Below are 12036 nucleotides of genomic sequence, written 5' to 3' on the forward strand. Positions count from 1 at the left end.
TGCGCTCAGCCGGTCGGACGCGTCCGGTCGTCCATCGACTCGATGACGGACAGCACGTGCTGGAGCAGCTCCAGCTCGTGCCGGGAGGCGAGGTCGCTCCTGGCCCGCTCGATCATGGCGCGGATCTGCGCCGCACTGCTGTCGACGACGGACTCGAACACGGTGCGGCGAGGGACCCGCACCCCGAAGCTGGGGTTCACGCTGCGCATTGCTCCGATCTCCTCTGCGACGTCTCGCACAGGCGCTGCCACCGGACCGTCGGTCGTGGCGGCAAGGGGGTTGGGGACGGCACGGTCCCGCGAGCCGTCGCCGTCGACGGCCCGCCTGCTCCCCCCACGAGTGGCTCCGGACCCCACGGAGCCCGCCCAGCACGGGACCGCCACCTATTAGACGACGTCCGGGCCCGTTCAGACAGTCTTCGGCCGGAATTTCCCGTTTCCGGCTCAGCCGTGCCGGCGCCACGGGCCGCGCACGTAGTCGACGTACCGCTCCTGGTCGGGGGTGAGCCGCACCGGCCGGTCGCCGGTGTTGACCAGCATCGTGGTGGCGCCGGCCCGCTTCGCGGCGCGCAGCCGCGCGAAGGACGCCGCCGTGCCGCCGAGGCCGTGCACCGTCTTGACGTCGATGGCGACCCCCGCCCGGCGGGCGGCGCGGAGCACGTCGCGATAGATCTCGGGCCGCTCGAACGCCGGGCCGGGCTTCACCTCCCACTCCACGCCACTCAGGCCGAGTGCGGCGGCCCGGCGCACCATCTCCTCCATCGTGCGCACGCGGTACGGCGGGGTGTCGGCGGTCACCAGGCGGCGTACCTCGCCCAGGGTGAGGTCGGCCCACGTCGTCGCCGCCGGGAGGTCGTCGGCGGGGTCGAAGCCCTCCTTGTCGATCCGCGGCCAGTGGGTCGCGAGCGGCACCCGCCGCTGCCGGGCGTCGTCCCAGCAGTAGTTGGAGTCGAGGTCGATCCAGTCGTAGCCGTGGTCGACGGCGTAGGCCAGGCCGCGGAAGGAGTTCTCGAACCGGTAGGGCTGGCTGCCGACGCGGTGGTAGGTACGGCGCTCCGGCGGGCGCGTCGGTGCCGAGCGCTGCTGCTCCGCCACCGGTCCGTCCGGCCCGGCCCCGTCGTGGTCGGGCGCCTCGCGGCACGCGCCGGCGACGACGGCGAGCACCAGCGCCCCGGCGAGCACGGCATGGCGCGCCCGCCGGTCGGGCCGTCGGAGGGCTCGGGGCCGCCGGAGCCCTCGGGTCCGTCGGGCGGGGTCGGCTGGTCGCACCCGGTCAGTCTGCCGCCCGGACGGGTGCGACGGCCTCAGCCCTGGGCGGCGACCTTCGCCGGGAGCGTCGGGTACTCCACCCCGGAGATGTACTGCACGGTCCGGACCACCTGGCAGGAGTAGCCGAACTCGTTGTCGTACCAGACGTAGAGGATGGCGCTGTCGCCGTCGACGATGGCCGCGTTGGCGTCGATGATCGACGCGGCGCGGGAGCCGATGAAGTCGCTGGACACTGCGTCGCTGGCGGCGGTGTAGTCGATCTGGCGGCTCAGCGGCCCGGTGAGCGAGACCTTCCGCAGGTGCTCGAGGACCTCCTCACGGGTCGTCTCCCGCTGGAGCTGGAGGCTGAGGATGGCGATCGAGACGTCGGGGGTGGGAACGCGGATCGAGTTGCCGGTGATCTTGGCCCTCAGGTCGGGCAGGGCCTTGGCCACGGCCGAGGCGGCGCCGGTCTCGGTCAGGACCAGGTTCAGCGGCGCGGAGCGGCCCCGCCGGTCGGCCTTGTGGTAGTTGTCCAGCAGGTTCTGGTCGTTGGTGAAGGAGTGCACCGTCTCGACATGGCCGCGGACGATGCCGAACTCGTCGTCCATCGCCTTCAGCGGCGGCACGATCGCGTTGGTCGTGCAGGAGGCGCAGGAGAGGATCTTCTCCTCGTCGGGGACGGTCGTGTGGTTGACCCCGTGCACGATGTTGGGCACGTCGCCCTTGCCGGGCGCGGTCAGCAGCACCTTCGCGATGCCCGGACGCAGGTGCTTGGCCAGGCCCTCGCGGTCCCGCCAGCGGCCGGTGTTGTCGATCAGGATGGCCTCGTCGATCCCGTAGGCGGTGTAGTCGATCGAGGTCGGGTCGTCGCTGTAGATCACCCGGATCACGTTGCCGTTGGCGACGATGACGCTGTTCTCCTCGTCGACGGTGATCGTGCCGTTGAACTGGCCGTGGACCGAGTCGCGGCGCAACAGTGAGGCACGCTTCGCGAGGTCACCGTCCCCGCCGCGGCGGACGACGACCGCGCGGAGCCGCAGGCCGTTGCCCGAGCCGGCCTTCTCGATGAGCAGCCGGGCGACGAGGCGGCCGATCCGCCCGAACCCGTAGAGCACGACGTCCTGCGGGCCGCGGGGCGCGGCCTTGGCGTCGCCGGTCGCGTCGGCGAGCGCCTGGGCGGTGAACTCGGCGACCGATAGGCCGCCGCCGCTCTCCTTGTAGGCGTTGAGCAGCAGGGCCAGGTCGATCTTGGCGGCGCCGAGGTCGAGCTCGGCGATCGCCTGCAGGAAGGGGAAGGTGTCGACGACCGAGAGCTCCTCGCCCTCGATCATCCGGGCGAAGCGGTGCGTCTTGAGGATGCTGACCACCGACTTGTTCACCAGCGAACGGCTGTGGAGCAGGATCGTGACGTCCTTCTCGCGGTGCAGCTTGCCGACGATGGGGATCATCGCCTCCGCGAGCTCCTCGTGGTGCTTCCAGCGGGTGAACTTCTCTTCGGTGACGCTCACGTCTTCTCCTCGGCCCGGCGACGAACGCCTCGGATCGTAGGGGGGGTGACAGGGCGTCGCGCTAATCCCGCCGGTCCCGTGGACGGGTGGAGTTCGTCACAGCCGCGGTCCCGGTGGCCGGGATCCGTCGTGGTGACGGTCAGAGCACCTTGGTGCCGTACATGGAGCCGAGCGGGTCGGCCAGCAGCTCGAGGCGCTCCCCGTCGGGGCCGCGGAAGTAGAGCGAGACCTTCGACTCCACGACGTGCTCGACGCCGGCCGCGTCGAGCTTCGCCCGCAGGTGGTCCCACCGCTCGCGGGTGACCGAGATGGCGATGTGGTGCAGCCCGCCCAGCACCTCCGCGTAGGTCCCGAGGTCGAGGCCGGGGAGGGTGAAGAAGGCGAGCAGGTTGCCAGCGCCGACGTCGAAGAAGAAGTGGTCGGAGCCGGGGTAGTCGCGGTTCTCGAAGATCTCGGTCAGCGGCATCTCGAGCAGCCCCTGGTAGAACTCGATCGTCGTCCGGACGTCGGAGCACAGCAGCGCGGTGTGGTGGATCCCGCGGGCGCTGCTCGCGGGCCGGTCGACCTCCGGGTGCAGGTGGTCGCGCCGGATCCGCTCGCGCTCCCGAGTGATCTGCTCGATGTCGACGCCCATGGAGCCCTCCGGTCCTCGGCGGCCGAGCGCCGGACGCGGCCGGGAAGGCGGCCGCACCGGGATGTTCGTTGCCGTGTCAACCAGGGTGCACAACGGCTCGTGGATGTGTCAACAGCCGCGACTACCATGGATCAGATGAGTACGACGCGGTGGCTCGACGAGGAGGAGCGGCTGGCCTGGCGGGCATGGCTCGACCTCCACGCGAGGCTGTCCGCCCGGCTCAACCGCGAGCTGCAGGCGACCAGCGGCCTCTCGCTCTCCGACTACGAGGTGCTGGTCGTCCTCACCGACGACGACGTGCCCGACCACACCCTGCGCATGTTCGAGCTCGGTGAGCGGCTGCAGTGGGAGAAGAGCCGCGTCTCCAAGCAGGTGACCCGGATGGCGGCCCGGGGCCTGGTCGAGCGGCGCGACTGCGCCGACGACCGTCGTGGGGCCTTCGTCGACCTCACCGACGAGGGGCTGGCCGCGATCCGGGCGGCGGCGCCCGGTCACGTCGCGCTCGTCCGCTCGCTCGTCTTCGAGGGCTTCTCCCGCGAGGAGATCCGCACCCTCGCCCGGTTCAGCACGACGGTGCTCCAGCGGCTCGCCCCCGACGGGGGCTGAGCCGGACGGGCGCCGGGCGCGCCCCGGTCAGGCTCGCGCCATGTCCTCCACGGCGAGCGAGGCGAACGTCATCGCCGCGCCGAGCGGTGCCCCGGGACCGGGGTAGGCCGACCCGAACACCGAGGCGGTGGAGTTGCTGGCGGCGTACAGACCGGGGATCGGCGCACCGTCGGTGCCCAGCACTCGGCCGGCCGCGTCGGTGACCAGGCCGCCCTTCGTGCCGAGGTCGGAGAGCACGAACCGGGCGGCGTAGTACGGCGCCTGATCGACCGGCACCAGCGCCTTGTTCGGCTCGCCCGCGGCGGCGAAGAAGGTGTCGTACTCGTCCTCCCCGCGCCCGAAGTCCTCGTCGCGGCCCGCTGCGGCGAAGCCGTTGAACCGCTCGACCGTCTGCTCCAGCGTCACCGGGTCCAGACCGGTCGCGACGGCCAGCTCGGCGATGGTGTCGGCGCACACCCAGGTGCCGGCCTCGAGGTGCTCGGCGGGATCGCCCTCCGGCATGGCGATCGCGGGCAGCCGTCCGCCCTCGCGGGAGTCGAAGACGAACCACGACGGCACCCGGTCGGGGGCGGCGGCCATGATCCGGCCGAACCGGTCGTAGGGCAGGCACTCGTTGGCGTAGCGCCGGCCGTCCTGGTCGACCATCAGGCCGCCACGGAAGCCCAGCGTGAAGGAGCCGCTGCCGTCGGGCTGGAGCAGGCCCGGGCAGAACCACCCCTCGCCCGACCAGTCGGTCGCCGCGCCCACATCGACCGCCGCGTCGATCACCTCGCCGGTGTTGGTGCCACGCGGAGCCATCGTCCACTGCGCGCTGCCTGGGGTCCCGTGCTGCTCGCGCCGCTCCGGGCTGCCCTCGAAGCCGCCGGCCGCGACGAGCACGCCGAGCCGGGCCCGCACCTCGACCGGACCGTCGGGCCCCTCGGCGTGGACGCCGACGACCCGGCCGCCCTCCCGCCGGAAGCCGGTCACCTGGTGACCCGTCGCGATGGTGCCGCCGTCGCGGACCACCATCGCGGCGAGCCGGCCGATCAGTGCCTGGCCGCCGGAGAGCGTCGACCGGCCCGGGCGGCCGGCCCGGTCGCGCTCCACCGGCGGTCGGATCAGGTCGGCGACCTCCGGGTCCAGCTCGTCGCGCCGGATCGTGCACGGCTGGACCGAGCGGCCCATCGGGACCCGGCCCGGAGCGTCGTAGTACTCCGCGAACGGGATCCACTCCAGCGCCATCAGTGGGTCGGCCTCGAGCTCGGCGACCAGCTTGGGAGCCTGGCCGAGGAGGGCCTCGACCCGGGCCCGGTCCGGCTCGTCGAGGACCGCGTCGAGGTACGCGCGGGCGCCCTCGGTCGAGTCGGGCAGCCCGGCGCGCTGCTGCACGGCGCTGCCGGGGAGCCAGCACGCGCCCCCGGAGTAGGCGGAGGTCCCGCCGATGAGGTCGGTCCGCTCCAGCACCACGGTGGCGAGGCCCAGCTTCGCGGCCATCGCGGCCCCGGTCAGCGCTCCCCCTCCGGACCCGACCACGACGACGTCGTACTCCTGCTCGAGGGGCGCTGCCCCGACGACTGCGCTCATGCCCGGAACGATAACGCGTTCTAGTTGCGGCAGCGGGCCGGCGGAGGGCAGTGCGTCCGATGTTTGACAGCGATAATCATTCTCATTAGCGTTCGCGGCGCCCCTCCCTATGAAAGGCCCTTCGCATGTCACGCCGCACCCTGCCCGTGTCCCTCGCCGCCGCCGCGGCGGTCCTCACCCTCACCGCATGTGGCGCGGGTGGGGGGTCGGATGCCTCGTCCGGCACGCTCCGGATCGCCGGACCGTTCGAGGTGCACAGCCTCGACCCGACCGCCGACGGCGAGATCTTCACCCGGCTGCAGGTCGTGGAGACGCTGGTGACCAGCGACATCGAAGGCGAGCTGGCTCCAGGCCTGGCGACCGAGTGGACGTCCTCCGACGACTACGCCGAGTGGGAGTTCGACCTCGTCGACGACGCGACGTTCCACGACGGGACCGCGCTCACGCCGGAGGTGGTGGTGGCCGCCCTCGAGAAGGCTGCTGCGGCGACGGCGAGCCCGCTCGCCGAGGTGCCGATCCGCCACCTCCACGCGGAGGAGTCCTCGGTCGTGGTGGAGCTCGAGAAGCCGTACCTGACCCTGCCCGCGGTGCTCACGCACTACAGCACCGCGATCCTCGCCCCCGGCGCCTACGACGGAGACCGGGTGACGTCGGTGATCGGCACCGGCCCCTACGAGATCGACGAGATCGAGCTGCCGGCCTCGATCCGGACCGTGCGGTTCGCCGACTGGCGCGGTGAGGAGCCGGCGGTCGAGAGGGTGTCCTTCCAGGCGGTCGGTCGCGCGGAGTCGCGCGCCGTGCTGGCCGTCAGCGACCAGGCCGACGTGGTCTTCGGGCTCGAGCCGGCCGGTCGTCAGCGGGTCGACTCGACCGACGGCGTGCGGATGGAGTCGAGCCTGCAGCCGCGCACCATCCTGCTCAAGGTCAACGCCGGGCACCCGCACCTGAAGGACGTCCGTGTACGACGGGCGCTCAGCCTCGCCCTCGACCGGGAGGCGATGGCCGAGGCCGTGCTCCGCGAGAAGGAGCTCGCGGCCACGCAGCTGCTGCCGCCGTCCCTGGAGGCGTGGCGGGCCGACGTGGAGCCGCTGGGCCACGACGTCGCCGCGGCGCGGGACCTGCTCGCCGCCGCGGGCTGGAGGCCGGGCGCGGGCGGGACCCTGCACAAGGACGGGAAGCCGCTGGAGCTCCAGCTGCTCACCTATCCCGACCGGGCGGAGCTCCCCGCGCTGGCGACGGCGATCCAGGCTGCGCTGGAGGAGGTCGGGGTGAAGGTCGACGTCGAGGTCGCCAACTCCAGCGAGGTCCCGGCACGGCACGCCGACGGGAGCCTCGAGCTGGCGCTGGTCGCCAAGCACTTCGCCCTCGTGTCCGACCCGCTGGTCGACGTCGCCGCGGTCTTCGCGCCGGGCGGGTCGGACTGGGGCGTGACGGGCTGGGAGTCTCCCGCCGTCCAGGACGCGATCGCCGGGCTCGAGGCGGGCGCTGCCGGCGCGGAGGCCGAGGAGCACCGGGAGACCATCGTCCGGACCGCCCAGGAGGAGCTGCCGCTCATCCCCGTGGCCTGGTACCGGATGAACGCCGCGGTCAGCGACCGGGTCGAGGGCTTCGTCATGGACCCGCTGGAGACGACGTGGCGGCTCACCGACCTCACGTGGGCGTCGTGAGCGGCCGCGCCAACGCGTACGTCGGCGTCCTGGCCCGGCGCGCGGCGCAGGCGGCCGGCGTGGCGATGCTCGTGTCGGTGCTGTGCTTCCTGATCGTCCTGCGGCTGCCGGGCGACGCGGCGTACCGGATCGCGGCCGGCCGCTACGGCTACGACCTGGTCGACCAGGAGACCGCCGACTCCGTTCGCGCCGAGCTCGGCCTGGACCGGCCCGCCTGGCAGCAGCTCGGCAGCTGGCTGCTCGACGTGGTCCAGCTCGACCTCGGCCGGTCCCTGGTCACCTCCCGTCCGGTGGCCGAGGAGGTCGGCTACTACCTGGCCGGGACGCTGCAGCTCGCGGCGGCCGCGCTGGCGCTCGCCGTGCTGATCGGCGGCGGAGCCGGCGTGGCCGCGGCCCGCCGCCCCGGCGGGCTCCTCGACCGGCTCGCCAGCGCCTGGGTGGCCGGCGTGCGGGCGGTGCCGCCGTTCCTGCTCGGCCTCCTGCTCGTCGTCGTCTTCTCCGCTCAGCTCGGGCTGCTTCCGGCGGTCGGTCACGGCGACGCCGCCAGCCTCGTGCTGCCGGCCCTGACCCTCGGGGTCGGACTCTCCGGCCTGGTCGCCCGGGTCACCCGGGACGCCGTGGTCGAGGTCCGCCAGTCCGACTACGTCCGCTTCGCGCACACCAAGGGCCTCGCCGAGCGCTGGGTCCTGCTGCGGCACGTGGTGCGCAACGCGGCCGTCGTGCTGGTCCCCTACCTCGGCGTCCAGGCGGTGATCCTGATCGAGGGGGTGGTCGTCGTGGAGAGCCTGTTCGCCTGGCAGGGCCTCGGCCATGCGCTGGTGCACGCGGTGTTCTGGCGCGACGTCCCGGTGCTGCAGGCGACGGCGCTCGTGCTCGCCCTGCTCGTCGTCGCGGTCAACACGCTCGTCGACCTCGCGGTGCTGTGGCTCGATCCTCGGCCGCGCCGGCACGGGGCGGTGGCATGACCACGCCGCTGCTCGAGGTGTCGGCCGGGCTGGACCAGCCGAGGCGCGGCCGGGTCACCCGCCGCGCGGCCGGGGCGCTGCTCGCCGCGCTGGTCGCCTTCGCGGTCGTCGGCCCGCTCCTGCTTCCCGACCCCGCGGCCCAGGACCTCGGGCGCTACCTCGAGGGGCCGACGCTCGCGGAGCCGCTCGGCCGCGACGACTACGGCCGCAGCGTGCTGGCCCGGGTCGCCCACGCGACCCGGCTCTCCCTCGTGCTGGCCGCGCTGTGCGTCGCCACCGCCCTGCTCCTGGGCACCGCCGCGGGCATCGCGTCGGCGTGGTTCGGCGGCTGGGTCGACGCGGTGCTGCGTGCGGTCTCGGAGGCCTTCGTGGCGATCCCCGCGCTCCTGGTGGTGCTGCTGGTCACCGCCCTGGCCTCCGGCGGCAGCCTGTGGGCGCTCTACCTCGGCCTCGCCCTGGCGCAGTGGGTGGAGTACTTCCGCGTCGTGCGGTCCCGGGCCAGCCTGGTGCTGGGCGCCCCGGCGGTCGAGGCGGCCGGGCTGCTCGAGCTGGGCCCGGCGCACGTCCTGCGCCGCCACCTGTGGCCCGAGCTGAGGCCGCTGCTGACGACGATCGCCTCGCTCGGCATGGTCACCTCCATCCTGGCGATGTCCACGCTCGGCTTCGTCAAGGTCGGCCTCGAGCCGCCCCGCGCCGAGCTCGGCCTGATGATCACCGAGTCCTTCCCCTTCTACGACGTGGCGCCCTGGATGTCGCTCGCGCCGATCGCAGTGCTCTTCCTGCTGACGGTGTGCTTCCTGGGCCTGCGCAGCTCCGAGGACACCCCATGACCCCCCTGACCCCGGCGCACCCTGCCGCCTCGACCTCGCGTGAGGACCTGGTGGTGGCCCGGGCCGTCGTCCGGCACCGGGCGACGACCCTGGTGGACGTGGCGGACCTCGTGGTCTCGCCCGGCCGGCCGCTCACCATCGTGGGGGAGAGCGGGTCCGGGAAGTCCGTGCTCGCCCACGCCCTGATGGGCACCCTTCCTCCCGAGCTGGTGCCCGAGGGGTCCATGTCGGTCGGTGGCCGGACGCTCGACCTCTCCGACCGTGGCGGACGCCGTCACCTCTGGGGCCACCAGGTCGCCCTGCTGCCGCAGGAGCCCGGCCTCGCCCTCGACCCGACGATGCGGGTCCGCCAGCAGGTCGCGGAGGGCGCGCCCGGCTGGCGCCCGCGCAGCACGACGGCCCTGCGGCTCGCCGACGAGCGCCTCGGCGCGCTCGGGCTCGCGGCGGCCGCCGGCGCCTACCCGCACACCCTCTCCGGCGGGATGGCGCAGCGGGTGGCCTACGCCGCGGCGACCATCGGTGGCGCCCGGGTCCTGATCGTCGACGAGCCCTCCAAGGGCCTGGACCCCCGGTCGCTGGACGTGCTCGCCGACCTCCTCGCCGACCACGTCGCCCAGGGCGGCCTGCTCGTCACGATCACCCACGACCTCCGGCTCGCGCGGCGGCTGGGCGGCGAGGTGCTGGTGATGCGCGAGGCGTCGGTCGTCGAGGCGGGACCTGCCGAGCGGGTGCTCACCGAGCCGAGCCACGACTACACCCGTCGGCTCGTCGGTGCCGAGCCCGCCCGCTGGCAGTTCCCCTGGATGAGCGCCTCTCGCGACGGTGGCGCGACCGGCGAGCCGGTGGTGAGCGCCCACGCCGTGACCAAGGCGTACGGCGCCACGCCGCTCTTCGAGGACCTCTCGGTGGAGATCCGGGCCGGGGAGCGGTGGGCGATCACCGGGCCCAGCGGCGCGGGCAAGACCACCCTCGGCAACGCGCTGCTGCGTCTCACGCCGGTCGACCGTGGCGCGGTGTCGCACAGCGCGGCCGCGGGCGGGGGCCGGCTGCAGAAGCTCTACCAGGACCCGTCGGCGTCCTTCCCGCGCCGTGCGTCGCTCGCGGCGGCGCTGCGCGACGTCGTACGACGCCACGGCGTCGACGAGCGACGCGTCGAGTCGCTGCTGGCCGAGGTCGGGCTGCCGCTCGGCATCCTCGACCGCCGGCCGGGACAGGTCTCCGGTGGAGAGCTGCAGCGGGTCGCGATCGTGCGGGCGATGCTGCCGCGGCCCGTGCTCGTCTTCGCCGACGAGGCGACCTCGCGGCTCGACCTGGCCACCCAGCAGACCACCACCGACATCCTGATGCGCGAGGTCACCGACTCGGGGTGCGCGCTGCTGCTGGTGACCCACGACGTGGACCTGGCGGCCGCCACCACCGACCGCCGGCTCGACCTCGGCTCGGCGGGGCAGGCGGTCTCGCCGCCCGTAGCGCCCGTCGGAGCCTGAGCCGCGACTGCGGTCCATGCCGCCGCTGCCGCCGCTCCGGCGGCCAGCGCAGGGGCGGCCGGGACCCCGAAGGATCCCGGCCGCCGTCGCGGGCCGGTCAGCCCTGGCGGGCCTTGAGCCGCGGGTCCTGCTCGTTACTCACAGCAATCCCGGCGTGCGGCACGCCGGCCCGCCACTGCGACCGGCGGTGCCGCGTCCGACTGCGGGAGGTACGCCGCTGGGGGACCGCCATCACGCCGCCCTCCGCACCGGGCCGAGCCACGGCTCGAACCCGTCCTCGGCGGCGTCCCGCCCGTGCCGCGGGTCCTCGCCCTCGGCGACCAGCAGGTCGGCGAACGCCGGCCGCAGCCCGGCGGGGGCCGCCCCCACCCCGACCACCACGATGCGCGTGAAGGCTCGGCGCCCGCCCCACCCGGCGTGGTCGCCGATGCTCAGCTGCCCCCCGGCTCCGTCCCACTCGACCACGCGGTCGGGCCGCGTGGGCAGCCAGAAGCAGCCGCGGGAGCGGTGATGCCCGCCACCGAGCCGCTCCAGCGACTCCAGGAGCCGGTCGGGGTGGAACGGTCGCAGCGACTGCAGGTCGAGTCGCCAGACCCCCTCGGCCCGCACCTCGGGGAGCGCGTCGGTGCGGGTGGGCGAGATCCAGTCCCGGGTGCCGGCCGCCTGGTGGAGCCGTCCGAGCAGGAGCGGGGCGTCCAGCCCGTGCGCGCCCTCGACCACGGCCGCACCGGGCCGGGCGAGGGTCCGCACCAGGCCGCTCGCGACCGGGTCCACCGCGTCGTCGAGGACCACCACGTCGGCGTACTCCACCATCGCGCACAGCACCTCGCCGACCCCGCGCCGGTCGTCGTGCGAGCAGTGCCGCCCGCGGTCGGCGAGCAGGTCGTCGCCGAGCAGGTCGCGGACCGGATGCCGCGAGCTGAGGGCCGTGACCACCGCAGAGACCCGGAGGAACCGTGCGAGGCGGGTGTCCCAGGTCAGGGCGGCGCAGACCTGGCCCGGCTCGGCGCCGACGGGCAGGTGGGCGACGATGCACTGCCACCGTCCGTCGCGGGCGAGGCGCTCCAGCGTCGGCATGATGTCCTCGCGGATGGCGCAGCCGACGCAGGCGTGCTCGAGCTGCACCTCGTGCCGCTCCAGCACCCCGGTGACGTCGCTGACCGTGCGGGTGAGGACCTGGCGGTCGACGTCGATCTGGTGCCGTACGGCGACCGCCTCGGGCAGGTCGAACTGGAGGCCGACCATCGCCGACGCCATCGCGTCGGGGTCGACGCCGGCGAGCAGCACCACGGGTGTCCTCATCGCCGGCTCCCCGCCCCGTCCCGGCCGCCCCCGCTGGTCCGCCCGTAGCGCCGCTCGAACGCCTGCACGCGGCCCTCGCTGTCGACGACGCGGCCGCGCCCGGTCCAGAACGGGTGGCTGTGCACCGTGACGTCGACGTCGACCACGGGGTGGGGGGGGGGGGGGCCCGCCCCCCGGGGGGGGCCCGCCCGCCGGGCGCCGTTGGTGGTCGTGGTGGGGTC

At 74.1% G+C, this 12036-nt stretch carries 13 protein-coding genes; 5 read left to right on the forward strand and 8 right to left on the reverse strand.

The annotated features are described in order from the left end of the window. Positions 1-5: 5 nt before the first annotated feature. From ACPOLA_RS15465 to ACPOLA_RS15480, 4 genes are all read right to left on the reverse strand, one after another. Complete coding sequence (locus ACPOLA_RS15465; protein ID WP_435771343.1) at positions 6-209, reverse strand: hypothetical protein; 204 nt, start codon at positions 207-209, stop codon at positions 6-8. A 234-nt stretch (positions 210-443) separates the two neighbouring features. After that, positions 444-1268: a PI-PLC domain-containing protein gene (locus ACPOLA_RS15470; RefSeq protein WP_435771344.1), complete on the reverse strand. Its 825-nt coding sequence runs from the start codon at positions 1266-1268 to the stop codon at positions 444-446. Positions 1269-1303: 35 nt separating this feature from the next. Beyond that, positions 1304-2758, reverse strand: coding sequence for a glyceraldehyde-3-phosphate dehydrogenase (locus ACPOLA_RS15475; protein ID WP_435771346.1), 1455 nt, complete (start codon positions 2756-2758; stop codon positions 1304-1306). A 139-nt stretch (positions 2759-2897) separates the two neighbouring features. Further along, positions 2898-3392 (reverse strand): VOC family protein, encoded by a 495-nt coding sequence (locus ACPOLA_RS15480; protein ID WP_435771347.1) that lies wholly within the window; start codon positions 3390-3392, stop codon positions 2898-2900. Positions 3393-3527: 135 nt separating this feature from the next. Here ACPOLA_RS15480 and ACPOLA_RS15485 point away from each other — a divergent pair, with 135 nt between their 5' ends. Beyond that, a complete protein-coding gene (locus tag ACPOLA_RS15485; protein WP_435771348.1) occupies positions 3528-3998 on the forward strand; it encodes a MarR family winged helix-turn-helix transcriptional regulator in 471 nt (156 codons plus the stop codon). Positions 3999-4025: 27 nt separating this feature from the next. Here the strand turns inward: ACPOLA_RS15485 and ACPOLA_RS15490 are convergent, their stop codons facing one another. After that, the gene (locus ACPOLA_RS15490; protein ID WP_435771350.1) at positions 4026-5564 is read right to left on the reverse strand and encodes an FAD-dependent oxidoreductase; all 1539 of its coding nucleotides are present in this window, start codon (positions 5562-5564) and stop codon (positions 4026-4028) included. A gap of 125 nt (positions 5565-5689) precedes the next feature. Between ACPOLA_RS15490 and ACPOLA_RS15495 the strand changes: the two genes are divergently transcribed. From ACPOLA_RS15495 to ACPOLA_RS15510, 4 genes are read left to right on the forward strand one after another with little or no spacing between them, the layout of a single operon-like run. Beyond that, on the forward strand, positions 5690-7231 hold the full coding sequence (locus ACPOLA_RS15495) for an ABC transporter substrate-binding protein (RefSeq protein ID WP_435771352.1): 1542 nt from the start codon (positions 5690-5692) through the stop codon (positions 7229-7231). Continuing rightward, positions 7219-8196, forward strand: coding sequence for an ABC transporter permease (locus tag ACPOLA_RS15500; protein ID WP_435771354.1), 978 nt, complete (start codon positions 7219-7221; stop codon positions 8194-8196). Before ACPOLA_RS15495 ends, ACPOLA_RS15500 begins: the two co-directional genes overlap by 13 nt. Continuing rightward, positions 8193-9026 (forward strand): ABC transporter permease, encoded by an 834-nt coding sequence (locus tag ACPOLA_RS15505; RefSeq protein WP_435771356.1) that lies wholly within the window; start codon positions 8193-8195, stop codon positions 9024-9026. The genes ACPOLA_RS15500 and ACPOLA_RS15505 overlap by 4 nt, the downstream gene beginning before the upstream one ends. Beyond that, positions 9023-10513 carry an ABC transporter ATP-binding protein gene (locus tag ACPOLA_RS15510; RefSeq protein ID WP_435771357.1) on the forward strand — a complete coding sequence of 497 codons (1491 nt, stop codon included), beginning with the start codon at positions 9023-9025 and terminating at the stop codon, positions 10511-10513. The genes ACPOLA_RS15505 and ACPOLA_RS15510 overlap by 4 nt, the downstream gene beginning before the upstream one ends. A 97-nt stretch (positions 10514-10610) precedes the next feature. Here the strand turns inward: ACPOLA_RS15510 and rpmF are convergent, their stop codons facing one another. The 3 genes from rpmF to rpmE form a co-directional block, all read right to left on the reverse strand. Then, positions 10611-10745: a 50S ribosomal protein L32 gene (rpmF, locus tag ACPOLA_RS15515; protein ID WP_435771358.1), complete on the reverse strand. Its 135-nt coding sequence runs from the start codon at positions 10743-10745 to the stop codon at positions 10611-10613. Next, positions 10745-11815, reverse strand: a complete 1071-nt coding sequence (locus tag ACPOLA_RS15520; RefSeq protein ID WP_435771359.1) for a GTP-binding protein — start codon at positions 11813-11815, stop codon at positions 10745-10747. The genes rpmF and ACPOLA_RS15520 overlap by 1 nt, the downstream gene beginning before the upstream one ends. Next, a partial coding sequence (rpmE, locus tag ACPOLA_RS15525; protein WP_435771361.1) for a 50S ribosomal protein L31 occupies positions 11812-12036 on the reverse strand: 225 nt, incomplete at its 5' end. The genes ACPOLA_RS15520 and rpmE, both read right to left, overlap by 4 nt.

Origin of the sequence: Nocardioides proteolyticus, assembly GCF_051280635.3 — a bacterium.
Classification (GTDB): domain Bacteria; phylum Actinomycetota; class Actinomycetes; order Propionibacteriales; family Nocardioidaceae; genus Nocardioides.